22 protein-coding genes, 4 tRNA genes and 1 pseudogene are annotated in these 22,887 nt (G+C 63.9%); 9 read left to right on the top strand and 18 right to left on the bottom strand.

Going from position 1 to position 22,887, the window contains the following annotated elements; all coding sequences use genetic code 11:
• Window positions 1-5 precede the first annotated feature (5 nt).
• The 5 genes and pseudogenes from JNO50_RS15545 to greB all read left to right on the top strand — a co-directional run bounded on the left by JNO50_RS15545 (window position 6) and on the right by greB (window position 5,003).
• Window positions 6-1,211, top strand: a complete 1,206-nt coding sequence (locus tag JNO50_RS15545; RefSeq protein WP_189530065.1) for a tryptophan--tRNA ligase — start codon at window positions 6-8, stop codon at window positions 1,209-1,211.
• Window positions 1,208-2,035 carry a segregation and condensation protein A gene (locus JNO50_RS15540; RefSeq protein ID WP_189530067.1) on the top strand — a complete coding sequence of 276 codons (828 nt, stop codon included), beginning with the start codon at window positions 1,208-1,210 and terminating at the stop codon, window positions 2,033-2,035. Before JNO50_RS15545 ends, JNO50_RS15540 begins: the two co-directional genes overlap by 4 nt.
• A 69-nt stretch (window positions 2,036-2,104) precedes the next feature.
• Complete coding sequence (gene scpB, locus JNO50_RS15535; RefSeq protein ID WP_189530068.1) at window positions 2,105-2,734, top strand: SMC-Scp complex subunit ScpB; 630 nt, start codon at window positions 2,105-2,107, stop codon at window positions 2,732-2,734.
• A gap of 731 nt (window positions 2,735-3,465) precedes the next feature.
• Window positions 3,466-4,365: pseudogene (gene rluB / locus JNO50_RS19075) on the top strand (23S rRNA pseudouridine(2605) synthase RluB); the annotation flags it as partial.
• 80 nt (window positions 4,366-4,445) lie between these two features.
• Window positions 4,446-5,003 (top strand): transcription elongation factor GreB, encoded by a 558-nt coding sequence (gene greB / locus JNO50_RS15525; protein ID WP_189530070.1) that lies wholly within the window; start codon window positions 4,446-4,448, stop codon window positions 5,001-5,003.
• Window positions 5,004-5,010: 7 nt separating this feature from the next.
• On the opposite strand, the gene JNO50_RS15520 is transcribed toward greB, so the two are convergent.
• Genes JNO50_RS15520 through minC form a run of 5 tightly spaced genes read right to left on the bottom strand, consistent with a single transcriptional unit; the run spans window position 5,011 to window position 8,220 of the window.
• Window positions 5,011-5,439: a MarR family winged helix-turn-helix transcriptional regulator gene (locus tag JNO50_RS15520; protein WP_215796404.1), complete on the bottom strand. Its 429-nt coding sequence runs from the start codon at window positions 5,437-5,439 to the stop codon at window positions 5,011-5,013.
• On the bottom strand, window positions 5,436-6,371 hold the full coding sequence (locus JNO50_RS15515; protein WP_189530072.1) for a LysR substrate-binding domain-containing protein: 936 nt from the start codon (window positions 6,369-6,371) through the stop codon (window positions 5,436-5,438). The genes JNO50_RS15520 and JNO50_RS15515 overlap by 4 nt, the downstream gene beginning before the upstream one ends.
• A 6-nt stretch (window positions 6,372-6,377) precedes the next feature.
• Entirely contained in the window at window positions 6,378-6,638 is a 261-nt protein-coding gene (gene minE / locus JNO50_RS15510; protein WP_189530074.1) for a cell division topological specificity factor MinE, read from the bottom strand.
• A gap of 2 nt (window positions 6,639-6,640) precedes the next feature.
• Complete coding sequence (gene minD, locus JNO50_RS15505) at window positions 6,641-7,453, bottom strand: septum site-determining protein MinD (protein WP_189530076.1); 813 nt, start codon at window positions 7,451-7,453, stop codon at window positions 6,641-6,643.
• Window positions 7,454-7,494: 41 nt separating this feature from the next.
• Complete coding sequence (minC, locus tag JNO50_RS15500; protein ID WP_189530078.1) at window positions 7,495-8,220, bottom strand: septum site-determining protein MinC; 726 nt, start codon at window positions 8,218-8,220, stop codon at window positions 7,495-7,497.
• A 352-nt stretch (window positions 8,221-8,572) separates the two neighbouring features.
• On the opposite strand from minC, the gene JNO50_RS15495 reads away from it, so the two are divergent.
• Window positions 8,573-9,142, top strand: a complete 570-nt coding sequence (locus JNO50_RS15495; protein WP_189530080.1) for a phasin family protein — start codon at window positions 8,573-8,575, stop codon at window positions 9,140-9,142.
• Window positions 9,143-9,237: 95 nt separating this feature from the next.
• Here JNO50_RS15495 and JNO50_RS15490 read toward each other — a convergent pair whose 3' ends face one another.
• The 3 genes from JNO50_RS15490 to ppa form a co-directional block, all read right to left on the bottom strand.
• Window positions 9,238-9,987 carry a hypothetical protein gene (locus JNO50_RS15490; protein WP_189530082.1) on the bottom strand — a complete coding sequence of 250 codons (750 nt, stop codon included), beginning with the start codon at window positions 9,985-9,987 and terminating at the stop codon, window positions 9,238-9,240.
• Between the two features lie 45 nt (window positions 9,988-10,032).
• Window positions 10,033-11,667: a methyl-accepting chemotaxis protein gene (locus JNO50_RS15485; protein ID WP_189530083.1), complete on the bottom strand. Its 1,635-nt coding sequence runs from the start codon at window positions 11,665-11,667 to the stop codon at window positions 10,033-10,035.
• Window positions 11,668-11,822: 155 nt separating this feature from the next.
• Window positions 11,823-12,356 carry an inorganic diphosphatase gene (gene ppa / locus JNO50_RS15480; protein ID WP_189530085.1) on the bottom strand — a complete coding sequence of 178 codons (534 nt, stop codon included), beginning with the start codon at window positions 12,354-12,356 and terminating at the stop codon, window positions 11,823-11,825.
• 144 nt (window positions 12,357-12,500) lie between these two features.
• On the opposite strand from ppa, the gene coq7 reads away from it, so the two are divergent.
• The gene (gene coq7 / locus JNO50_RS15475) at window positions 12,501-13,121 is read left to right on the top strand and encodes a 2-polyprenyl-3-methyl-6-methoxy-1,4-benzoquinone monooxygenase (RefSeq protein WP_189530087.1); all 621 of its coding nucleotides are present in this window, start codon (window positions 12,501-12,503) and stop codon (window positions 13,119-13,121) included.
• Here the strand turns inward: coq7 and JNO50_RS15470 are convergent.
• Entirely contained in the window at window positions 13,112-13,975 is an 864-nt protein-coding gene (locus tag JNO50_RS15470; protein ID WP_189530089.1) for a LysR family transcriptional regulator, read from the bottom strand. The genes coq7 and JNO50_RS15470 overlap by 10 nt on opposite strands.
• 101 nt (window positions 13,976-14,076) lie before the next feature.
• On the opposite strand from JNO50_RS15470, the gene JNO50_RS15465 reads away from it, so the two are divergent.
• Complete coding sequence (locus JNO50_RS15465) at window positions 14,077-15,261, top strand: YbfB/YjiJ family MFS transporter (protein WP_189530091.1); 1,185 nt, start codon at window positions 14,077-14,079, stop codon at window positions 15,259-15,261.
• Here the strand turns inward: JNO50_RS15465 and JNO50_RS15460 are convergent.
• The 5 genes from JNO50_RS15460 to JNO50_RS15440 form a co-directional block, all read right to left on the bottom strand.
• Window positions 15,212-16,999, bottom strand: a complete 1,788-nt coding sequence (locus tag JNO50_RS15460; protein WP_189530093.1) for an aminopeptidase P family protein — start codon at window positions 16,997-16,999, stop codon at window positions 15,212-15,214. The two genes, JNO50_RS15465 and JNO50_RS15460, sit on opposite strands and share 50 nt — an antisense overlap.
• Before the next feature lie 158 nt (window positions 17,000-17,157).
• Window positions 17,158-17,232 (bottom strand) — tRNA-Glu (locus tag JNO50_RS15455).
• Window positions 17,233-17,235: 3 nt separating this feature from the next.
• A tRNA-Arg gene (locus tag JNO50_RS15450) sits at window positions 17,236-17,312 on the bottom strand.
• Window positions 17,313-17,318: 6 nt separating this feature from the next.
• A tRNA-Glu gene (locus JNO50_RS15445) sits at window positions 17,319-17,393 on the bottom strand.
• A gap of 3 nt (window positions 17,394-17,396) precedes the next feature.
• A tRNA-Arg gene (locus JNO50_RS15440) sits at window positions 17,397-17,473 on the bottom strand.
• Window positions 17,474-17,623: 150 nt separating this feature from the next.
• On the opposite strand from JNO50_RS15440, the gene JNO50_RS15435 reads away from it, so the two are divergent.
• A complete protein-coding gene (locus JNO50_RS15435) occupies window positions 17,624-19,024 on the top strand; it encodes a 3'-5' exonuclease family protein (protein ID WP_189530095.1) in 1,401 nt (466 codons plus the stop codon).
• A 5-nt stretch (window positions 19,025-19,029) separates the two neighbouring features.
• On the opposite strand, the gene JNO50_RS15430 is transcribed toward JNO50_RS15435, so the two are convergent.
• The 4 genes from JNO50_RS15430 to flhF form a co-directional block, all read right to left on the bottom strand.
• Window positions 19,030-19,779, bottom strand: a complete 750-nt coding sequence (locus JNO50_RS15430; RefSeq protein WP_189530097.1) for a flagellar motor protein — start codon at window positions 19,777-19,779, stop codon at window positions 19,030-19,032.
• 62 nt (window positions 19,780-19,841) lie between these two features.
• A complete protein-coding gene (locus JNO50_RS15425; RefSeq protein ID WP_189530099.1) occupies window positions 19,842-20,603 on the bottom strand; it encodes an RNA polymerase sigma factor FliA in 762 nt (253 codons plus the stop codon).
• A complete protein-coding gene (locus JNO50_RS15420; RefSeq protein WP_229804397.1) occupies window positions 20,594-21,472 on the bottom strand; it encodes a MinD/ParA family ATP-binding protein in 879 nt (292 codons plus the stop codon). The genes JNO50_RS15425 and JNO50_RS15420 overlap by 10 nt, the downstream gene beginning before the upstream one ends.
• Window positions 21,469-22,887, bottom strand: a complete 1,419-nt coding sequence (gene flhF / locus JNO50_RS15415) for a flagellar biosynthesis GTPase FlhF (RefSeq protein WP_189530103.1) — start codon at window positions 22,885-22,887, stop codon at window positions 21,469-21,471. Before flhF ends, JNO50_RS15420 begins: the two co-directional genes overlap by 4 nt.

Here is a 22,887-nt window from a genome sequence, read left to right as displayed (position 1 = left end):
AGAACATGTTTGCCAATCGCGTTTTGTCCGGGATGCGTCCGACCGGAAGCCTTCACCTTGGCCACTATCACGGCGTGATCGCCAACTGGATACGCCTTCAGCACGAGCAGGAGTGTTTTTTCATGGTGGCGGACTGGCATGCGCTGACCACCAGTTATGACGATGTGTCGATCGTCGGCAAGAGCACTTGGGACATGGTCATCGACTGGCTCGCCGCCGGCGTCGACCCGGAAAAGGCCACGATCTTTATCCAGTCGCGCGTTCCGCAACACGCCGAACTGCATCTGGCCCTGTCCATGATGACGCCGCTGGGCTGGCTTGAGCGGGTGCCGACCTACAAGGACCAGATGGACAAGCTCAGCCACAAGGATCTGACGACCTACGGATTCCTGGGTTATCCGCTGCTGCAGGCCGCCGACATCCTGATCTACCGCGCCGGACAGGTGCCGGTGGGGGAGGACCAGATTCCGCATATCGAGCTGACCCGCGAAGTGGCGCGTCGTTTCAATCACCTGTACGGCCGCGAGCCGGGCTTCGAGGACAAGGCGCGCGACGCCATCCGGAAAATGGGCAAGGCCGGCAAGGACTACGACCGCCTTCGCACCCGTTATCTGCAGGAAGGGGACGCCGAGGCGCTGGAAGCGGCTCGCGCCTTGCTGGCCGCCAGCCAGAATCTGGGTGGCGCGGATCGCGAGCGCCTGACGGGCTTTCTGGAGAACAAGGGCAAGACCATCCTGCCGGAGCCCGAGGCGAAGTTGACCGCCGCGTCGAAAATGCCCGGCCTCGACGGCGCGAAAATGTCCAAATCCTACGGCAACACCATTTTTCTCAGGGAAGAGCCGGAGGCCGTCAGCAAGAAGATCCGCGCGATGCCGACCGATCCGGCGCGCGTGCGCCGTACCGATGCCGGCGATCCGGAAAAATGCCCGGTCTGGCAATTGCACCAGGTGTACTCCTGTGACACCACCCGCGAGTGGGTGAAGACGGGTTGCAAGAGCGCGGGCATCGGCTGTCTGGAGTGCAAGCAGCCGGTCATCGAAGGCGTGCTGGCCGAGCAGCAGCCGATGTTCGAGCGCGCCCGGCGCTATGTGGACAACCCCGCTTTGGTGCGCGAGATTCTCGAGGAAGGCAACACGCGCGCGCGCAAAGTGGCTGAGGAAACCATGGATGACGTGCGCGAAGCCATGGGCCTGGGTTACGGCGGGCTGTGAGCGCGACTGCCGGCGCCGCCTTCGAACTGACTCCGCCGGCCTTGCCCGCGGGGGTGCCGGTCGCGCACGTGTTCGGGCAGCCGGTGCTTGAAATTCCGCCCGATCTCTTCATTCCGCCGGATGCGTTGCAGGTCATTCTGGAAAGCTTCGAAGGCCCGCTGGATCTGCTGCTGTATCTGATCCGCAAGCAGAACATCAATGTGCTGGACATTCCGATGGCGGAAGTGACGTCCCAGTACCTCGGTTATATCGAGGCGATGAAAGCCGAACGCCTGGAACTCGCGGCCGAATATCTGCTGATGGCGGCCTTGCTGATCGAGATCAAGTCGCGGCTGTTGCTGCCGCGGCCGGTGCTTGACGAGGACGGCGAAGCGGAGGACCCCCGTTCGGAGCTGGTGCGGCGTCTGCTCGAATACGAGCAGATGAAGCTTGCGGCCCTGGAGCTGGATAAAATGCCCCAGGCCGACCGGGATTTCATCTGGCTTGCCGTGTGGCTCGAGCAAACGGCGGCGGAACGCCTGCCTGACGTGGCGGCGCCGGATCTGCGCGATGCCTGGCTCGCCATCCTGTCGCGCGCCAGGAACTTCCGCCACCACAAGGTCGAGAAGGACGAGCTGTCGGTGCGCGAGCAAATGAGCTGGATCCTGCGTTACCTCGAAGGCCGCGATTACGTGCCCTTCGATGAGCTGTTCGACGTGCGAAAAGGAGTGGCCCATCTGGTGGTCAATTTCATCGCCGTGCTGGAGCTGGTCAAGGAGGCGCTGGTGCGGGTGAGCCAGGAAGAACCCTATCAGCCGATTTATGTGCGTCTGGCTCTGGCCTGAAACATAAAAAGTCATGTAAAATCCGTGCCTTCCCGCGAAATCGTCCCGGAATGGGCTACACTGGATTTCATGTCCACCATAACTGATCTCACGTACCTCAAGATCGTGCTGGAAACGGCGCTGCTGACGACGACCGAGCCTTTGCCGGTATCCGCCCTGAAACGGCTGTTCACCGAAGAGATCAAGGCGTCGCTGATCAACGATCTGCTCGACGAGATTCAGCAGGACTGGCGGGGACGGGGAGTCGAACTGGTTCGGCTGGCCTCGGGGTGGCGCTTTCGCGCGCGCGCCGAGTTCACGCCCTACCTTGCCAGGCTCAACCCGGAAAAGCCGCCCCGTTACTCGCGGGCGGTCATGGAAACACTGGCCATCATTGCCTACAAACAGCCTGTCACCCGGGGCGACATCGAAGCCATTCGCGGCGTATCGGTGTCGACCGGCGTGATGCAGACCCTGCTTGAGCGTGGCTGGATCGAAGTGATCGGGCACAAGGACGTGCCCGGACGACCAGGGCTTTATGCCTCGACGCGCAAGTTTCTCGACGATCTTGGGCTTAACTCCCTGAGGGATCTGCCACCGTTGGCGGATCTGGGGACACTGGTCGTGTCTGATGCCGGCGATGGCATCGGCGGCGCCGGATTGGCCGGCGCCGAGCCCCTCGGTGACGAGGAGGCCAACGAAATTGAACAGGAATCATGATGTCTAAAGGACAGCGTAATCACGACCGCCAGCCGGCGGCGCGTGTCAGGGGGCGCGAAGACGCGTCGCAGTCGCGTTTCGACGGCCAGGCGCCGCGCAACCCCGCGAACAGCAAGCCGGGAGGCTCTCTGTTCATCCGGTCGGCCAACCGCAATGCTCCCGCGCCGCAAGAAGGCCGGGCGCCGTTCTCCCGGGAGGGACAACGACGCGGGCAGGGCGCCGGAAACAACGGTGAGCGTCAGCCGTCCAACCGCGACGGCCAGCGCGACTTCGGCCGCAACGGCAATCCGGGTGAAAACCGCCGCTTCAACCGCGACGAGCGCCAGCCGTTCAACCGCGATGGCCAGCGCGACTTCGGCCGCAACGGCAATCCGGGTGAAAACCGCCGCTTCAACCGCGACGAGCGCCAGCCGTTCAACCGCGACGGCCAGCGCGACTTCGGCCGCAACGGCAATCCGGGTGAAAACCGCCGCTTCAACCGCGACGAGCGCCAGCCGTTCAACCGCGATGGCCAGCGCGACTTCGGCCGCAACGGCAATCCGGGTGAAAACCGCCGCTTCAACCGCGACGAGCGTCAGCCGTCCAACCGCGACAGCCAGCGCGATTTCTTCGGGCATCAGGATCGCCAGTCCGCCGAGCGCGACAGCCAGCGCGATTTCTTCGGCCGCAACGACCGTCGCGACGACAACCGTCGTTTCAACCGCGACGAGCGTCAGCCATCCGGTCGTGACGGCCAGCGCGATGATGGACGCCGCTTCGGCCGCGATACCTCGCCCAAGGTCGCCCGCGCGAAAAAAATGCTGGTGCGCGAGCCGAACCAGAAAGTGCAGGACCAGAACCGCCGCCTGCGCGAAACGCGTGTCGCGAGCGACGAGATCGAACCGGTGCGCTTGCAAAAAGCCCTGGCCAATTCCGGCTGCGGTTCGCGCCGTGAAATGGAAGAGTGGATCGAGGCCGGCCTTGTGACCATCAATGGCAAGACCGCGTCGCTGGGCGACAAGGTGACGCCTCAGGATCGCGTCGTGGCCAAGGGGCATGCGGTGAAGCTCAAGTGGCCGGATCGTCTGCCGCGGGTGATTCTCTACCACAAGACCGAAGGTGAAATGGTGACCCGCGACGACCCACAGGGACGCGTGACGGTATTCGACCGCCTGCCGCAGGCGAAAAGCAGCCGCTGGATCGCCATCGGCCGTCTTGACGTGAATACCAGCGGTCTGCTGGTGCTGACCACCAGTGGCGAACTGGCCAATTCCATGATGCACCCGAGCTTCGAAGTCGAGCGCGAGTACGCTGTGCGCGTGCTGGGCGAGCTGACCGACGAGCAGCGCAGGGAGTTGTGTCGCGAGATCGAGCTGGATGATGGTCCGGCGCGCTTCGAGCGCATCGTCGACCAGGGGGGCGAAGGCGCCAACCACTGGTACCGCGTGGTGATCAAGGAAGGCCGCAACCGCGAAGTGCGCCGCATGTTCGAGTTCTTCAATCTGCAGGTCAGCCGTCTGATGCGCGTGCGTTTCGGCAATATCGCCCTGCCTCCGCGCCTCAAGCGCGGCCAGTATTACGAGCTGAACGAAGTGGAAGCCGCCGCCGTGATGAAATGGGCCGGCCTGAAAGTGCCGGGACGCGGACGCTGACCGCGTCGCCAAGCGTGTGATAGGCGCCTCCGTCTGCCGTCAGGTCGACGGAGGCTTTTTTTTTGTGAAGCATGAAACCGATGAGCAAAGCCTTTACCCGAGAAAACGACGACGACGCCGATGACGATCTGCCCGCCGAGCGACGGTTGCCCGCGTCGGGCAAGAATTACATTACCCCTGGCGGATGGCGGCGCCTGAAGGACGAGTTGTACCATCTGGTGCATCGCGAACGGCCGGAGGTCGTTCAGGTGGTGAACTGGGCCGCCAGCAACGGCGACCGTTCCGAGAATGGCGACTACCTGTACGGCAAACGCCGCCTGCGCGAAATCGATCGCCGCATCCGCTTTCTGACCAAGCGTCTGGAGATCGCCGAGGTCGTCGATCCCGAGCGCCGCGAACCGACCGACCAGATTTTCTTTTCGGCGACGGTTCTGATTCAGCGGGGGGATGGCAGCGAGCAGTGTCTGAGCATTGTCGGTGTCGACGAGATCGACCTGAGCCGTGGCCATATCAGCTGGATTTCTCCGATCGCCCGGTGCCTGCTCAAGGCGAGGGAAGGGGATGCCGTTCTGTTCCGCGGTCCCGACGGGGACGAGGATATCGAAATTCTCGAAGTGACCTACCGGAAAATCGGCTGAGGAAGGGTTATTCGGGGCGCCGTTCGCGCGCCATGCGCTGGTTGACCGCCAGCCAGCCGGCCACGGCCTCGTCGCTGCAGCCATCGAACGAGCGCTCGAGAAACGCCACTTGCGCGCCATAGAGGCTGGCTTCGAGCGCCTGGCCCGCTTCGGTGAGGTAAAGCTCCTTGACGCGCTTGTCGTGCCAGGCCGTTCTGCTGTTCAGAAGGCCCATCTGGGCCAGTTGACGCAACGGGAAATTTATCGCCTGCTTGGTCACGCGCAGGTGGGCCAGGAGATCCTTCACGCTCAGCCCCGGGTAGTGACCGACGAAGAACATGATGCGGTGGTGCACCCGGGCAAGTCCGTGTCCGGCGAGAATCTCGTCGGGCTTGGCGGTAAACGCCATGTAGGCATGAAAGAATGCCTCCATGGCGCTGCGATGGTCGTTTTTCATTGCGCCTCCCCGTCCAGCATGACCACGTCGGGCAATCCGGAACGGAACACCGCTTGCTGCAGCGTGCCGATGGCCTTGCGGCGGAAATACTGTTTGCGGGTGACGAGCAGCACCTTGCGGCTGGGAGCCGGTTCGGTGAACGGAATGATGGAGAGCAGGGCATCGTCCGCCTCGCTCACCGACGTGGTCGGCATGACGGTCACGCCCATGCCGCTGGCCACCATGTGGCGGATGGTGTTCAGCGAGCTGCCCTGCAAGGTCGAAGCGAGGCCGCCGGCGTGCTGCGAGGAGCGCGACGTCAGCTCGCTGCAGGCTTGCAGAACCTGGTCGCGGAAGCAGTTGCCCTGGGTGAGCAGCAGCACGCTTTCCTGCGACAGCTCGCAAGGCTCGAGACACGCGCGCTCTTCCCAGCGGTGACCTTTCGGCGTCGCCACCACGAAAGGTTCTTCGTAGAGCGGATAGGCGATCGTGCCGGCCTCGTCGAAAGGATCGGCGACAATGATGGCATCCACCTCACCGCGCTTGAGCATCTCGGCGAGGCGAACCGTGTAGTTTTCCTCGATGATCAGCGGCATCTCGGGCGCGAGGATCCGCAGGGCGGGTATCAGGCGCGGCAACAGATAGGGGCTGATGGTGAAGATCACCCCGAGCTTCAGGGGGCCGGCCAGTTCGTTCTGGTGTTCCCCGGCGAGCCGCTTGATGGCATCGGCTTCCTCGAGAACCCGCTGCGCCTGCTCGATGATGCGCTCGCCGATCTCTGTCACGGCGATTTCCGGTCCCCCGCGCTCGAACAGGGTCACCGCCAGTTCGTCTTCCAGCTTCTTGATCGCGATGGACAGGGTGGGCTGGCTGACAAAGCAGCTTTGCGCCGCCCTGCCGAAATGCTTCTCCCTCGCCACCGCGACGATGTAACGCAGTTCTGTCAGCGTCATGGCGGCTTAGCGCTTGTTCTCCGGCAGGACGATGTTCACTTCGAGCACTTCGAAGTTGTCCTGGCGTTCCAGATGGACCTTGATGTCTTCCTGATGCACGGCGACATATTTGGAAATGACTTCCATCAGTTCGCGCTGCAGCGCCGGCAGGTAATCCGGAGCCGTGGTGCGGCCGTCGCGTTCATGGGCAAGGATGATTTGCAGCCGCTCTCTGGCGATGGCGGCGGATTTCTGGCGTTTGCCGAAAAGGCGTTCTATCAGCGACATGATCAACCTCCGAACAGACGCTTGAGGAGACCGACCTTGGGCGCGTCAAGGAAGCGCATCGGGCACTGCTCGCCGAGGAAACGGGCTACCACATCGGAGTAGGCGTCTGCCACATCCGTGCCTTTGAGGTGAATGGCCGGCGTGCCGGAGTTGGACGCCTGCAGCACCGTCTGCGATTCGGGGATCACCCCGATCAGCGGCACGCGCAGGATTTCTTTCACATCGTCGACCGACAGCATCTCTCCCTTTTCGACACGGGCCGGGGAGTAGCGGGTGATCATCAGGTGTTCGCGCACGGGTTCGCGTCCTTCCTGGGCACGGCGCGACTTCGAGGCGAGAATGCCGAGAATGCGGTCCGAGTCGCGGACGGAAGAGACCTCCGGATTGGTGACGATCAGGGCCTCGTCGGCGAAATAGAGCGCCATCAGCGCGCCCTTCTCGATACCGGCCGGCGAATCGCAGACGATGTATTCGAACCCCATGTCGCCCAATTCCTTGAGTACCTGCTCGACCCCCTCCTGGCTGAGCGCATCCTTGTCGCGTGTTTGCGACGCCGGCAGGATGTACAGGTTGTCGCAGTTCTTGTCCTTGATCATGGCCTGGTTGAGGGTGGCCTCTTTATTGACCACATTGATCAGATCGTAGACGACGCGTCGCTCGCACCCCATGATGAGGTCGAGGTTGCGAAGGCCCACATCGAAGTCGATCACGGCGGTCTTGTGCCCCCTGAGGGCGAGGCCCGAGGCGAAGCTGGCACTGGTGGTCGTCTTGCCGACGCCGCCTTTGCCCGAAGTCACGACAATGATTTTTGCCACGTTGGCTCCCTTGGAATGTTTAGCGGTTAGCCGTTATCCGGTCATTCACCGAGCGCGCTCATCACGATGCGCTCGTTCTCAAGATAAATCTGGGTCGGTTTGCCGCGCAGGCTGTCCGGCAGCGCCTGCTCGATCGTCCGGTAGACCCCGGCGATGGAGACAAGCTCCGCTTCCATGGCCCGCACGAAAATCCGCGCCGAGGTATTGCCCCTGGCTCCGGCCAGCGCCCGGCCGCGCAACGGCGCGTACACGTGGATGTTGCCATCGGCGATGATCTCGGCGCCGGCGCTGACCACGGCCAGCACCACAAGATCGCCGCCGCGCGCGTAGATCTGCTGGCCCGCGCGCACCGGCCGGTCGATGATCATCGGCGCGATGGACTCCGGACCGGCGGGGGGCGCGGCAGGTTCGGCCGGCTTTGCCGGCTCCGCGGCGGCCTGCGCAGGCCGCGGCGCGTTGACCGGCAGCCAGGCAAGGGCATGACGGGAGGCCAATTCGGCGAATGCCGGATCCGGGTGGCGCAGGCCGACGACATGGATGCCGGATTCTGCCAGCAGGGCGAGAAGTCCCTGCATGTCCAGCGCGGTCGGCTCGTCGAGCATCTCCAGATCGAGGACGAAAGGCTCGGTGCCGGCTTCGGCGGATGCCGTGCCAAAGCGGGCTCGGAGGGCCGGGCCGAGTTCTTCGAGTCCCGCCGTGCGCAGGACAATGGCCAGCACGTCGATGCTGGCTGATTTGATATCGAAAGCGTTGGCCGTTTGGCTCATGGTCTGATCATAAATAGATTTCTTCTATGGGGCGAGTGTATCGGTTTGTCTCTGGGGTTTCAATCGCTTCGATACCGGGAAAATGGGCATGCTTGTCGCATATGCTGCGACGCGACGAAACTGTCCTGCGAGGCAGTAGAATAGATATCACGAAATCGTCATGATGTATGAGTGTATTTGTGGTAAAAATCCAGACAAAATAGATGGTTAATGGTGAATGAGTCAGGCCGTGGACTTGACCCTTGCCGTCATTTTGATTAAATTAGGCTTGTTGCGGTGCAGCATGGCTCGCCTCAACCAGTTTTGTTGCTGTTGTTGCTGAGTTGTCAAACGCATTCAGGAGTCTTACACGATGTTTACCAACACCCAAGATTTTTCCTCTCTGGGGCAGGCGCAATTCGACAAAGCTGTTCGCCTGTCTTCCATCGTTCTGGCGAGCGCCGAGCGCTTCGCCAACTTGCACCTCGATCTGACCCGCAAGGTTCTGGCCGATCAGGCCCAGACCTTCAAGGCGCTTGGCGAAATCAAGGACGTCAAGGCCTTCGCCGAGTTCCAGTCGGGTCTTGCCCAGCCGAGCATCGATCAGGCGTTCTCGGCCGCCCGCAATGTCTACGACGCCGCGGTGCAGACCCAGAATGAACTGGCCGCCTTTGTCGAAGAGCAGGTTGCCGAAACCAACAAGGCGCTCCTGAACTCGATCGACCGTTTCTCCAAGAACGCTCCGGCCGGCTCCGACATCGCCGTATCCGCGCTCAAGACGCTGGTCAATTCTTCCAGCGCGGCTTTCGAGAGCGTGTCCAAGACGGCCAAGAAAGTCGGCGCCGAAATCGCCGAGGCCAGCGTAGAGGCGGCGACCAACTCGGCCAAGGCCGCGTCGGCCGCAGTCAGCCGCGCCAAGAAGACGACGACCGCTTCCGTCTGAGTTTCGCGCACGTCCCCTCTGCGTGAGCGCTTGCCTTAGGGCAGGCGCTTTTTTTATGGGGGGCGAAACGGGTTGCCAGGCCCGGGAGGCGCGCGTCAGGCCGGGGGATCGTTCCCGTGGGAGGCCGCAAGCGCCAGGTACAGCTGCTCCAGCGCCTTGCCCTGGCGTAGCGCGAGAACCAGAACGCGCGCCAGATTCCCGGCGAAGTGCGCCTGTTCGGCTGGGGGGCGGGCGAAGTCGGCGAGCACACTTGCCGGATCGGCTTCTGCGTTGTGCCGTTCCTCGCCCAGGTAGTCGAGCGACAACGCCATCAACTGGTCGGCCAGTTGGTGCAAGCGCGCCAGGAATGTTTCCCAGTCGGGGGGGCGCAACGCCTCGCCGGGGATCGCCCAGGACGCCTGGCTCGCCAGCGCGCAGCTGAAAACCAGGGTATCGAGGACGCGCGCGGTGTAGCAGGCGCTGCCCGCCGGTCCGGTGCGCAGCCAGCCGCCCGGCACCGGGGCCAGGGCATCCAGGATCGGGGGAAGGACGGGCGGGGGGGATTCGTCGGTGCCCGTCATGAGGATGAATCCCGTTTCCGTCCCATAAGACTGCCAGGGGCCGGTCAGCTCCGCGTAGCGAAGTCCCCGGGCGAGACATTCGGCTTCCATGCGCAATGCCAGCGCCGCGGAGGAAGGGGCGAGCGCGATCACGGTATCCTCGGCGATCAGGCATGACACCTCGCCGCCAAGCCGGGTCAGCGGCTCGGGAACGTCATTCAGGCGGGTGACGGGGTATCCGCGACTCTTCAGCCTTTGGGCGAGCCAGGGAAGGGCGGCGTGGCAGCCGGCAGCGATCAGATCCAAAATCGGTTCAACGGGGTCGTTGGTGTCGACCCCATTGTATCCGACCTAGAGGCGGAACAGACTGACCCTGTCCTGCAAATTTTTCGCGAGGGCCTGCAATTCCGCGGAGGTGGTCGCCAGTTCTTCGACCGTCGCGCTGTTCGATTCGGACAGCTGCGCGACCTGTTCCATCCGCTGGGCCAGATCGTGGCTCGCCGTGCGTTGCTCGGCAAGCGAGGAGCTGATCGCGCTGATGGTGCCGACGATCGTTTCCGAGCTCTGTTCGATCTCCCGCATCGAGTGCGAGGCCTGCTCGGCGGTGCCCGAGACCTTGCCGACGCTTTCGATGCTCTGTTTCATGCTGTCCACCGCGGTTTCCGACCCGCGCTGGATGGCGGCGATCTTGCGGGTGATTTCCTGGGCCGAGACGGTGGTGCGTTCGGCCAGTTTGCGCACTTCGTCGGCGACCACCGCGAAGCCCCGTCCCATCTCGCCCGCCCGCGCCGCTTCGATGGCCGCATTGAGGGCCAGCAGATTGGTCTGATCGGCGACATCGCGGATCACCGTGACGATCTGGCCGATTTCCTGTACCTGTCCGGTGAGATCCTCGACTTTCGAGGCGGTCTCACCCACCTGATCCGACACGCGGCGGATCTGGTCGGCCGATTGCAACACCTCGCGTCCACCCCGGGCGGCGATTTCGCCGGAGTCGTGGGCTTTTCTCGAGGCATCGTCGGCGTTGTCGGCGACATGGTTGATGCTGACGGTCAGTTGTTCGAGCGTGGCCGCCGCGGTGGTGGTGGTTTCCGATTGGCGCTGCGCGCTGACAGCGACATGCTGGGCCATGCCCGATAGTTCATGGGCGGAATCCGAGACGCTTGTGGCGTTGTCGTGGATGGTGCGCACCAGATCGCGCAGGCTGTCGCGCATCAGAATCAGATCGCGCTGCACGGTCAGGCTCTCGTCCGATGAAGGAGCGGGCGGCGGTTCCGATCCGGACAGATTGCCCTCGCGGATCTCCTTGGCGATCGCCATCGCTTCTCCGAGTGGTTTGCCGACCAGCCTGGCGATGAAAACCGCGATGGCCACCGACAGCGCGATCGCGACGGCAAGAAGGACGCCCAGCATGATCCGCGCCGAGTGGTAGGCGGCGGCGGCCATGTCACGCGCTTCGACCATCCGGTCATCCTGGTACTTGGCCAGTGCTTCGGCCGCTTTGATGAAGGCGTTATTGGCTGGCGCAAAGGTGCTGTTGAGGAATTGTCTGGCCTTTTCCTGTCCTTCCGGGGAGTTGAGGCGCGCCAGCCGGTACATTTCAGTGAAATGCGCATCGAGCCCCGCGCCGGCCGTTTTGACCTCGCCGAACAGACGCTTGCCTTCCTCGTTCGACAGCATGCCGTCCATTTCCGCATAGGTTTTGGTCAGCTCCGCCCGATTGGCTTCGGCCTTGCCGATGAAGGTTTCGGTTTCCTTGGTGTCATTGGTGAGAATGGCGTTACGCACCTGCCTGCCGTTGTCCAGAGTCAGTTGAATAATCCGGTTGGCCAGCTTCAGCTTGGGATAGCGGTCTTCGGTGATCGACGCCATATGATCCTGCATGGCGGCCATTTTCATGGCGGCCGTTCCCACGCTGGCGATGAGCACGAGGATCACGAGTCCGAAACCCGCCAGCAGTTTCCCGCGTACCGTCCAGTTCTTCATTACGGCGCTCCCGATTGAGAATTTGATCAAATATCTAAAATCAAAGTAGAAGGTTTGTCCGCGGCTTGCAAACCACAAAAGATAACGTTGCAGACGGAGAGGGGAAAAACAAAAAAGGCCGGCGATGCCGGCCTCGGGACGGGATGTCGGGGATGTCAGCCCTGCTTCTTGTGGCTTTCGATGCCTTCAACCAGCTCGCGGGTGGCGTCTTCCAGCGTGCCCCAGCCTTGTACCTTGACCCACTTGCCCTTTTCCAGATCCTTGTAGTGCTCGAAGAAGTGCACCATCTGGGCGCGCAAGAGTTCCGGCAGGTCTTCCAGCTTCTGGATGGCCTTGTACATCGGACACAGCTTTTCGACCGGCACGGCGACGAGTTTGGCGTCGATGCCGGACTCGTCTTCCATCTTGATCATGCCAAGGGCGCGGCAGCGGACCACGACGCCGGGAGGCAGCGGGAACGGAGTGACCACCAGCACGTCGACCGGGTCGCCGTCGCCGGCCAGGGTTTGCGGAACGAAACCGTAGTTGGCCGGGTAGAACATGGAAGTGCCCATGAAGCGGTCAACGAAGATCGCGCCGGAGTCCTTGTCGAATTCGTATTTGATCGGTGCGCTGTTGGCGGAAATTTCGATTACGACGTTGAAATCGTTCGGCATGTCCTTGCCGGGAGCGATACGGTCGAGGTTCATCGCGACAATCCCTTTCTATTAGGCATGTTGAGTCAATATGATCGGGTCGATTATACCTGATGGCCGCGCGCCGCGATGCGGGATTCTGCGCTGGAAGGTATAATCGCCACCAACGCTTCTTCAGACAGAGGACCCGGTTTTCTCATGCTGGATAAATTCATCATCGAATTCGACAAGGGCCTGCGCACGCTGTGCGCGCCGGCGGCCAGCCAACGCCCGCACCCGGACGAAGCCATCGGGGATGCGCCGTTGAGCGAGGCGGAGAAACGCCATGCGCTGGGCCTGATGCGCGTCAATCATTGCGGCGAAGTGTGCGCCCAGGCCCTTTATCAGGGGCAGGCCCTGACGGCCCGCGATCCCGCGGCGCGCGAAGCGCTGCGCGAGGCGGCATTCGAAGAGGTCGAGCACCTGGCCTGGACAGAGCGCCGCATCCGGGAGCTGGGCGGGCGCGTGAGCCTGCTCAATCCCGTCTGGTACACCGGCTCGCTGGCGTTGGGCGTGGCCGCCGGCCTTCTCGGCGACAAGTGGAATCTGGGGTTCCTGGAGGAAACCGAGCACCAGGTCGAAGCGCACCTGAACAGCCACTTGGACAAACTCCCGGAACAGGACGCCAAGAGCCGGGCGATCGTCGCCCAGATGCGCGACGATGAAATGCGTCATGCCGACATGGCGCGGGATCTGGGCGCCGCGCGTCTGCCGCTGCCGGTGCGCGGCGCGATGAAGCTGACCGCGAAAATCATGACCGGCAGCAGTTATCACCTTTGAGCCGGCGCGGCCAGGCGGCTTAACGCGTCGATCGCCGGGCTGCCGCCCTGGCGCGGCCAAATGAGCCAGGTGGTGACGCGGGCATGTTCCGGCGCGAGCCGGTGGCATGCCACCGCGTCATGGCCGGGCAGGGTGGCCACGACCGAGGCCGGCATCATCGCCACGCCGGCGCCCGAGGCCACGCAACCCAGCATGGCGTGGTAGGAGTGGATCTCCTGAATTCCCCCCGGTCGCGCGCCATCCGCCGCGTACCAGGCTTCCATCCTGTCCCGGTAGGAGCAGCCGGGCCGGAAGGTGAACACCACGTCGTCTCCCAGATCGCGGGCCGTTCGCACCGTCGCCCGTTCCCTGTCCGTTACCAGAACCAGTTCATCGTCCATGACGGCGCGCGCCTCCAGATCGCCGGCGGGCACGGGGCCGTCGACGAACGCCGCTGAAATTTCCCCCGTTGCCAGCGCATGGCGCAATTCCCTCGTCGAGCCGGTCTTGAGCGACAGCGCCACCGCCGGGTAATCGCGGTGATAACGCGCGAGAAGTCCCGGCAGCAAGACGGCCGCCGTGCATTCCATCGATCCCAGACGCAACGGACCCGCCGGCCCCTGGCAGGTCAGGGCGACGCGCGCCTCGTCGCTCAAGGCAAGAATGCGTCTGGCATAGACAAGAAGATGATGACCGTGTTGTGAGAGTGTTAGTCGCGGGTGTTCGCGGATGAACAGGGCGACGCCCAGTTCGTTTTCCAGCTGTTTGAGGCGCGTTGTCAGGTTCGACGGCACCCGGTGCAGTTCCCGTGCGGCCAGGGTGACGGAGCCGCAATCGGCCACGGCACAGAACATGCGCAGTTGAGTGAGGTCCATATTCTCGTTTCGTGAATGACTTACTTAAAATTATTCACTATTGAAGTCGACATGCGCCGATTATCATGGGGTCCGACTGATCGCGCAAGAAAGGCCCCGCCATGTCCTCCGTTCTCCGTGTCGCGCTGTGCGGCACCGTTTCCCTGATCGTGGCCATGGGAATCGGACGTTTCGCCCTGACGCCCCAGTTGCCGGTGATGCTGGCCGAAGGCCGGGTGACACTGCAGGATGCGGCGTGGATCGCCGCCGCCAACTACCTCGGCTACCTTGTCGGCGCGCTCGACGCGTTGGCGACACGGAGGGGGGGCGCCGTAAAGCTGAAGACCGGCCTCATCGCCACGGTGGCGCTGACCGCCTTGTCGGCCATCGATGGCGGCTGGCTCTGGCACGCGGCCTTGCGTTTCGTCCTGGGCATCGCCAGCGCCTGGGTGCTGGTGATGGTGTCGGCCTGGACCGCGGCAGAACTTGCGAAGGCCGGCCGGCCGGTGCTGAGCCTTGCCGTGTTCGCCGGCACCGGGATCGGCATCGCGATCAGCGGGCTGGCCGGACTCGCCCTGAAAACCGCCGGCGTGTCGGCGGCGGCGGGGTGGTGCGCTTACGCCTCGCTGGCCGCGCTGTTGGTCGGTGGCGCGTGGTCCGCGCTGCCAGCGCGCCGGGAGAGCGGCGCTCCGCCCCGCCCGGCCTCCATGCCGCGCGAAAGCGCCTTCCGGCGGATTCTCGCTGCGTATTCCCTGGCCGGATTCGGCTACATCATTCCCGCCACGTTCCTGTCGCACATGGCGGCCGAACGACTGCCTCACGGTATCGCCGCCAGTCTCGTCTGGCCGGTGTTCGGCATCGCGGCGACGCTGGGTCTCGGTCTTTGCGCCTTGTCGGTCCGTCTCGGGTCGGCTGCACACCGTTTGTCCGTGCTGCTGTTGCTGCAAGGGGCGGGCGTGGCGTCCAGTTGCCTCTTTTCCGGGATTTCCGGCCTGGTGCTGGAAGCCCTGCTCACCGGCGGCGGATTCATGGGCGTGGTGGCGCTGGCGATCGAGGCGGGACGGGCGTCGGCGCCCGAAGAGGCCGGCAGGGTGCCGGCCCTGCTCACCTCGGGCTATGCGGCGGGCCAACTGGCCGGTCCGGTCGCCGCCGCCGTGTCGGTGCGGGCGCTGGGCGGCCTGGACGGCGCGTTGTGGCTGTCGTGTCTGGCTCTGTTTTTCGCGGCGCGGCTGGCGTGGAGCGCCGCGCCGCGCGGGGTCAGATTTCCCGCGTCGCGTTCTGCAGCCATGCCAGCGCGGCGCCCGTGACCTTGGGCGACAACCGCTCACGCACAGTGGCGTGATACGCGTTGAGCCAGGCTTTCTCGGAAGGCTCGAGCAGGCCGGTGTCGATGCAGCGGGTGTCGAACGGGCAGAGCGTCAGGGTTTCGAAACCAAGAAAATCCCCGAATTCGCTCAGCCCGGCGTCCACGTTCAGCACCAGGTTTTCCAGTCGTACACCCCAGTGTCCGGTGCGATAGATGCCCGGTTCGACCGACGTGATCATGCCGGCCTCCATGGCCATCGAGGCATCGGGAATCGCGCGCGAAATGCTTTGCGGCCCCTCGTGGACATTCATGAAATAGCCGACTCCGTGGCCGGTGCCATGGCCGAAATCGCGCAGCTCGCGCCACAGTGGCGCGCGCGCCAGCGCATCGAGCATCGGCGAGAGCGTGCCGCGCGGAAAGCGTGCCGTGGAGAGCTGGATCACGCCTTTGAGCACCAGGGTGAAGTCGCGCTTTTGCGCTTCGGTCGGCGCGCCGACGGCCACCACGCGAGTGATGTCGGTGGTGCCGCCAAGGTATTGGCCGCCCGAGTCGATCAGCAGCAACCCCTGGCCGCGGATTTCGCTATGGCTCGCTTCGGTGGCGTGGTAGTGCGGCAAGGCGCCGTTGGCGTTGAAGCCGGCGATGGTGCCGAAACTGAGCGACACGAAGCCCGGGCGCCGCGCGCGCGCGGCGGTGAGGTGTTCGTCGATGGTCAGTTCCGTGATCGTTTCGCGGTTGACCGCCGATTCGAACCACGCGAAGAATTCGCACAGCGCGGCGCCGTCCTCTTCCATCGCATTGCGCACATTGGCCGCTTCGGCGGCGGTTTTGCGCGATTTCATCAGGGTCGACGGATTGATCGCTTCGATGATTCTGGCACCGGCGCCCACCGCGCCGCGCAGGCCAAGCGTGATGCGCTTGGGGTCGATCAGCAGGGTGTCGCCCTCCTTGAGCCGACCCAGCGCGGTTTTTGCCTCGCTGTAAGGACGCACGGTCACGCCGTCTTCGGCGAGGCGTGCCGCCAGCGCCGCGTCGATCTTGCCCGGTTCCACGAACAGCCGGATATCTTCCGGGCCGATCAGCGCATGGGCGAGGAATACCGGATTGTAGCTGACGTCCGAGCCGCGCAGATTGAAGAGCCAGGCGACATCGTCCACCGTCGACAGAAAATGCCAGGTCGCGCCGGCTTCTTGCATCGCCGCGCGCACGGCCTTGAGGTGTTCGGCCCGGGAAACGGTGGCGAAGGGCGGCAGATGCTCATGGATCGGCGCGTCGGGCAGGCCGGGACGGCCATCCCAGACGGCGCCGGGCAGATCGAGCGCGCTGTTGAGGGCGGCGCCGGCTTTTTTCACGGCGGCTTCCAGCGCGCGCGCCTGGGCAAGTCCCAGCACATCGCCATCCACGGCGAGTGTCTGTCCGGGGGCCAGATTGGCGGCGAGCCAGTCAAGATGCCCGCCTGGACTCGCGAGCGTCTGGATCTTCATCAGTTCGATGCCGCTGCCCGCCAGTTCGGTTTCGGCCTGCAACCAATAGCGGCTGTCCGCCCACAAGCCGGCGAAGGCGCGGGTGACCACCAGTGTCGCCGTCGACCCGGTGAATCCCGACAGCCATTCCCGCGCCTGCCAGCGCGAGGGGAGGTATTCGGACAGATGGGGGTCGGAGGTCGGGACAAGACAGGCATCGACACCGGCCGATTGCATGGCGGCGCGTAAACGTTCCAGGCGGGGATTGACGGACATGACGGAAAACTCCGAAAAAAAATGAAACACGGAGACCATTGTCGGCAGAACAGGCATCGCTGGCAAGTTGCCATGATGCCTTTGTCATCGCCTGGCGAGTGGGGAAGGGCGGAGAAATGAAAAAAGCCACTCGAGCGAGTGGCTTTATTTCCGAATCCTGGCGTCCCCACGGGGAATCGAACCCCGGCCGCCGCCGTGAAAGGGCAGTGTTCTAACCGCTAAACTATGGGGACAACTGGCGCACCCGGAGCGATTCGAACGCCCGACCCTCTGGTTCGTAGCCAGATACTCTATCCAACTGAGCTACGGGTGCATGACTTGGCGTCCCCACGGGGAATCGAACCCCGGCCGCCGCCGTGAAAGGGCAGTGTTCTAACCGCTAAACTATGGGGACAGCTGGCGCACCCGGAGCGATTCGAACGCCCGACCCTCTGGTTCGTAGCCAGATACTCTATCCAACTGAGCTACGGGTGCGCTGTTTCTTGTACGACTTTCGTCGTTCAAGAGAAGGCGGATTTTATAGACCCTCCGGCAGGCTGTCAATACGTATTAGGAAATTTCCTGCCGAAGCCGTAAAATTGAGGCATTATGTTGTGCGCCTTTCGCTACTGAGACCTACCTTCCATGCTGTTTGATCGCCCCTGCGCCATTGTCGACCTGGAAACCACCGGGGGACACATCACCCGCGACCGCATCACCGAAATCGGCATCCTGTTCATCGACGGGGAGTGTGTCGAGCGTTTCGAATCCCTGGTCAATCCGGGCAAGCCCATTCCGCCGTTCATCGAGCGCATGACAGGCATCTCGGATGACATGGTGGGGCAGGCTCCGGAGTTCGCCTCGCTGGCCGAAGAGCTGTGGGAGCGTCTGCAGGGCCGTTTGCTCATCGCCCACAATGTGCGTTTCGACTACGGTTTCCTGAAAAATGAATTCCGGCGTGCGGGGCTGACGTTCCAGAGCGACCTGCTGTGCACGGTCAAATTGTCGCGGCGCTTGTACCCGGCGTTTTTCAAGCACAGCCTTGACAGCCTGATCGAACGGCACGGCCTGAGCCTGCCGAGCCGCCACCGGGCCATGGCGGATGCCGAAGCGGTGTATCTGTTTCTCGGCCACGCCGCGCGGGAGTTGGGCGACGAGACCGTCGCGCGGGAGGTCGCGCGTCTCGCGGCCCGTCCTGTCGCGCCTCCCGGGCTGGATCCGGAGGTGATGGATCGTTTGCCGGACATGCCGGGCGTTTACCTCTTTTTCGGGGATGACGACATGCCGCTGTATGTCGGATCCGCCGACAATATCCGCAGCCGGGTGCTGGCGCATTTCTCGGAAGGGAAGGGCAAGGAGAGGCATGCCCGCATTCCCCGGACGATCCGCCGTGTCGAATGGCGCGAAACCCTCGGTGAATTCGGCTCGCACCTGATGGAGCTGCGGCTGGTGCGCAGCCTGGAGCCGCTGGTGAATGTCCGCGGACGGGCCAACAAGGATTTGTGCTCGCTGCAACTGGCCGAGGGCGAGGACGGCTTTGTGGTGCCGCGCATGGTGTATGCCGAGGATGTGGATTTCTCGCGGGTGGATGCGTTGTACGGCCTGTTCGGCAATGCGCGCGAAGCCCGGCGGGTGCTGAAGGATCTGGCCGAGGCGCACAAACTGTGCCAGGCCCGGCTGGGGGTGGAGACCGTGACCAGCCGCAAGGGCCGCCCCTGTTCGGCCCATGCCGTCGGCAAATGCCGGGGGGCCTGCATCGGCAAGGAGCCGGCGATGCAGCACAATGCCCGGTTGATGTCGGCGCTGGCGCGCCTCAAGGTGAAGAGTTGGCCCTACCCGGGCGCGGTGGTCATCGAGGAGTCCGACGAAGTGACCGGCGAGATGGTTGAGCATGTGTTCGACCGCTGGTGCTACCTCGGCTCGCGCGTCAAAGGGGGGGACTCGCTCGAGGGCGTGCCGATGTTTGATCGGGATATTTACAAGCTGTTCACCGCCTGGATGAAAAAGCCGCAGGCCAATACGGCGCTGCGGCTTCTCGAGGAGTGACCGGGTCAGTTGTGCAGGGCGAGGAAGCCGCGCAGCCGGCTTTCGATGATTCGGGGGTTTTCGCCATTGGCGATGGCGACGATGCCCTCGACGATCAGGTCCTTCATCGCCACTTCCGAGGCGATGATGTTCTTGAGTTTGGCGCCGATCGGCAGGAACAGCAGGTTGGCCGAGCCGACCCCGTAGACGGTGGCCACGAAGGCCACGGCGATCCCCGCGCCGAGCTTTGACGGATCGCTGAGGTTTTCCATCACGTGGATCAGGCCGAGCACCGCGCCGAGAATCCCCATGGTGGGCGCGTAACCGCCCGCGGCGTCCCAGATTTTCGCGGACTGTTTGCGGGCGTGCTCGAACATCGACAGTTCGACATCCATGACCGCGCGGATGGTATCCGGCTCGCCGCCGTCGACAAGCATCTGCAGAGCCTTGCGGGTGAAGGGGTCGGTCTGCACGCCCACCTGCGGCTCCAGCGACAGCAGGCCGCCGCGGCGCGCGCCCTGGCTCCAGCCGATGATGTCGCGGATCTGCTTTTCCGCATCGTTGGGCGGCGGCACGAAAATCCAGCGCAGCATCTTCAGTCCGGTCAGGAACTGGCGTGGAGTGCTTTGCAGCATCACCGCGCTGAGCGTTCCGCCAATGACAATCATGAATGCGGTCAGTTGCAGAAGCGATGCGACATTCCCGCCTTCGAGCGCCTGTCCGGCCACGATGGCCGAAACCCCCCCGATGATTGCAATGATGCTGATTTTATCCACGACCTGTTTCCAGTATTCTCACTTGTCCGGACACCATGTCCGGTTTGGTTTTCGACGGGGGATCAGATCCATTCTGCCAGCTTCGCCCGCAGTCGCGTCACCGCCTGGCTGTGCAGCTGGCAGACCCTCGATTCGGACACCCCCAGCACCGCCCCGATTTCCTTCAGGTTCAATTCCTGTTCATAGTACAACGACATGACGATTTGGTCGCGCTCCGGCAATCCCTTGATGGCGGCGATCAGCGCTTCCCGAAACCCTTCGTCGGCCAGAACGCCCAGCGGGTCCGGGGCGGACGGGTCGGCGATGTTGGCCAGGGGATTTTCCAGCGCTTCGCCGTCCTCCCCGGAGAAATCTTCGTAATGCACCAGGGAGAGTCCCCGGCAATCGCCCAGCATGCTCTGGTAGTCGGCGAGGCTCAGTCCCAGTTCGTCGGCGATATCCGATTCGCGCGGCGCGTGTCCGAAACGCTGCTCGAGCGCGACGATCGCCTCTTCGATCTGGCGCGAGTTGCGCCGGGCCTGCCGAGGCATCCAGTCGATGCGGCGCAATTCGTCGAGCATGGCGCCGCGGATGCGCTGGCTGGCGAAGGTTTCGAACAGCACGCCCTGGGCGGGATCGAACTGCCGGGCCGCTTCCAGCAGGCCGATGATGCCGACCTGAACCAGATCATCCATTTCCACCGAAGGGGGAAGGCGCGCCATCAGCACACCGGCGATCTTCTTGACCAGTGGCGCGTAGTGCTGGATATCGATTTCGGTCTCGCCGTCCGCTTGCGTCGACGGAAGGTATGACAACTCCTTGTGGAGCGCGCGCTTTACGGCCATTCCCTGACCCCTTGCTCGGCCCAGTCGCGTGATGCGGCAATCAACATGTCCATGAATCCTGTACTGATGCGCCCGGTTTCCGGGGTGTGCCACTGCGGCAGCACCAGTCCGAGTTGTCCGAAGGCGGCCGCCGCCTCGCTCTGCACGAAGGCTTCCATCAGCGGACGGTGCAAGGTCTGGCTGCGGCGGATGGCGTTATCTTCGGGGACAAACCCTACCCAGCGCAAGGATACTGCCAAAAACTCCGCCGCGACAGATGACAGACGGGCAAACAATTCACGCGCCTCTTCCAGGTGACGCGCGCGGTTGATCAGCACGTTGAAGCACTGGCGCCCGAACTGGGTGGACAGGCGCTTGATCGCGGCGTAGGCCCCGGTCAGGGATTCGGGGGCGGGAGACAGAATGAGGACGAGGTTGTCGGCGACCGATGCGGGAATCGGGTCGAAGGCCGGATCGGGCGCATCGACGAGCAAGACGGAAGCGTCGCGTTCCAGCGCCGCGAACGCGCCGCCCAGCCTCAGCCACAGCTGGGCCGAAAACAGCGCGCGTTCTTCCGGGCGCGCATAAAGATTGACCAGGGTGACGTCGTGCCGGGAGCGGGTCATCATCTCGTCGAGGCCGGCAAGACTCACCACCTGGGATTCCAGCGTGGCGGTGGCCGGCACGCCAAGACAGCGCGCGAGGTGCTGGCCGGCGCAGCCGTCGATCGCCATCGGACGGGCGCCATTGAGGGCCAGCGACGTGGACAACTCGGCAACGATGGTGGTGACGCCGCAGCCCGGGCTGCCGATGAAGGCGAAGCTTGGCGCGCGCAGGGAGCCCGCGGCCATCCTGCGCAAGCTGGCGGCCTGATCCTGATCCCGGATCATAGCCATCCCGCCTGGGCGGCGTTCATGATCGGCAACTCGTCAGGCTGCAGGGCGAACGGCGAATTCAGCGAGGGCGCCTTGAGCGCCCGCTCGATCAGGAAGCTGCCGTTGGCCAGGTGGATGTCTTCGGGCACCCGCTGGCCGTTGGTAATGTAAAAAACTTTCATGCGGTTGCGGATCACCACGTCCAGACTCGGCCCCATCGACACCGATTCGTCGACTTTCGAGAGGATGCAGCCGGCCAGTCCCTTGCCGCGGTAGTGGCGCACCACGTCTTCCTGGGTGTGGCCGTCGGCGTTGGCGGCCATCACGAGGATGCGTTCCACCGGACGCGTTCCGGCGTTGCCGAACATGTCGGTCTGGGTGGCGAGGCGCGCGTCGCGCTGGCCCATGCCGACCGTATCGATGAACACGATGTGGCGGTTGCCCAGATCGGCGAGCGTCAGTTGCAGGTCGGCCTGGTTCTGAATGGAGAACACCGGCACGCCGAGGATCTTGCCGTAAATGCGCAGCTGGTCCTGGGCGCCGATCCGGTAGCTGTCGGTGGTGATCAGCGCGACATGATTCGGGCCGAACTTCATGGTGGCCCGCGCCGCGAGCTTGGCCACCGTGGTGGTCTTGCCGACCCCGGTGGGGCCGACCAGCGCATAAATGCCGCCGCGCGCGAGAATGTCGTGGTCGGCGTCCGCGACCTTGAGATTGTGCATCAGCGCCGAGCGAGCCCATTTGAGCGCGATATCGCCTTCGTACTGGGCGGGCATCTTGTCGATCAACTGACGGATCAGGTTGGCGCTCAGGCCCATGGCCAGCAGATGCTTGAAGAGTTCCAGCCGGTTGGGGGTGCGCGCGTCAAGGTCCGACCAGGCGAAGCTGGCCAGCTGGCTTTGCAGCAGGCTGCGCAGCAGCTTGATTTCCTCACCGATCTCCTTGAGCTCGTTGGCCATCTCTTCGGAGTCTTCCTGCAAGGAGGGGGGCGCTGGTGGCACGGGCGCCTCGCGGCGCGGCGCGGCCGTGCCCGGGCGCGTTTCGCGGGCAGCGGACGGTGCCGGCTCCGGCCATGGCGCGCGTTCCTCCTGGTCGTCGATGCGGGTATCGATGCGCGGCGCCGGCGTTTCCATCGGTTCGACGGGCATCGCATAGGTGCGCGCCAGGGCGCGGTTCACCGGCGTGCCGCCGCCGGTCGGCGTGGAGAGCCGGCTCGCGGCCGGCGCATTGCGGGGCGGATGGCGGCTGGGCGACGGCGAGGTCAAGGTCGAAGCGAGGTTCGCCACGTCCGCATCGGCGACCGCCATGATTTCCACTCCGCCGCCCATGGTCGGACGGTTGGACAAGATGAGGGCATCGGCCCCCAGTTCTTCGCGAACTTGTCTGAGTGCATCACGTGTGGTTTTGCCGAAAAACTTTTTCACCACCAT

Source organism: Paludibacterium paludis (assembly GCF_018802605.1).
Taxonomy (GTDB): Bacteria; Pseudomonadota; Gammaproteobacteria; order Burkholderiales; family Chromobacteriaceae; genus Paludibacterium; species Paludibacterium paludis.
The sequence above is the reverse complement of the archived record's forward strand: the minus strand, read 5'-3'. Positions and strand labels throughout refer to the sequence as shown.

Excerpts from the sequence above, each read along its gene's own strand:
- JNO50_RS15545 (WP_189530065.1), top strand. The coding sequence starts at position 6 with ATGTTTGCCAATCGCGTTTTGTCCGGGATGCGTCCGACCGGAAGCCTT.
- scpB (WP_189530068.1), top strand. The coding sequence starts at position 2,105 with ATGTCCACCATAACTGATCTCACGTACCTCAAGATCGTGCTGGAAACG.
- greB (WP_189530070.1), top strand. The coding sequence starts at position 4,446 with ATGAGCAAAGCCTTTACCCGAGAAAACGACGACGACGCCGATGACGAT.
- JNO50_RS15520 (WP_215796404.1), bottom strand. The coding sequence starts at position 5,439 with ATGAAAAACGACCATCGCAGCGCCATGGAGGCATTCTTTCATGCCTAC.
- JNO50_RS15515 (WP_189530072.1), bottom strand. The coding sequence starts at position 6,371 with ATGACGCTGACAGAACTGCGTTACATCGTCGCGGTGGCGAGGGAGAAG.
- minE (WP_189530074.1), bottom strand. The coding sequence starts at position 6,638 with ATGTCGCTGATAGAACGCCTTTTCGGCAAACGCCAGAAATCCGCCGCC.
- minC (WP_189530078.1), bottom strand. The coding sequence starts at position 8,220 with ATGAGCCAAACGGCCAACGCTTTCGATATCAAATCAGCCAGCATCGAC.
- JNO50_RS15495 (WP_189530080.1), top strand. The coding sequence starts at position 8,573 with ATGTTTACCAACACCCAAGATTTTTCCTCTCTGGGGCAGGCGCAATTC.
- JNO50_RS15485 (WP_189530083.1), bottom strand. The coding sequence starts at position 11,667 with ATGAAGAACTGGACGGTACGCGGGAAACTGCTGGCGGGTTTCGGACTC.
- ppa (WP_189530085.1), bottom strand. The coding sequence starts at position 12,356 with ATGAACCTCGACCGTATCGCTCCCGGCAAGGACATGCCGAACGATTTC.
- coq7 (WP_189530087.1), top strand. The coding sequence starts at position 12,501 with ATGCTGGATAAATTCATCATCGAATTCGACAAGGGCCTGCGCACGCTG.
- JNO50_RS15470 (WP_189530089.1), bottom strand. The coding sequence starts at position 13,975 with ATGGACCTCACTCAACTGCGCATGTTCTGTGCCGTGGCCGATTGCGGC.
- JNO50_RS15465 (WP_189530091.1), top strand. The coding sequence starts at position 14,077 with ATGTCCTCCGTTCTCCGTGTCGCGCTGTGCGGCACCGTTTCCCTGATC.
- JNO50_RS15460 (WP_189530093.1), bottom strand. The coding sequence starts at position 16,999 with ATGTCCGTCAATCCCCGCCTGGAACGTTTACGCGCCGCCATGCAATCG.
- JNO50_RS15435 (WP_189530095.1), top strand. The coding sequence starts at position 17,624 with ATGCTGTTTGATCGCCCCTGCGCCATTGTCGACCTGGAAACCACCGGG.
- JNO50_RS15425 (WP_189530099.1), bottom strand. The coding sequence starts at position 20,603 with ATGGCCGTAAAGCGCGCGCTCCACAAGGAGTTGTCATACCTTCCGTCG.
- JNO50_RS15420 (WP_229804397.1), bottom strand. The coding sequence starts at position 21,472 with ATGATCCGGGATCAGGATCAGGCCGCCAGCTTGCGCAGGATGGCCGCG.
- flhF (WP_189530103.1), bottom strand. The coding sequence starts at position 22,887 with ATGGTGGTGAAAAAGTTTTTCGGCAAAACCACACGTGATGCACTCAGA.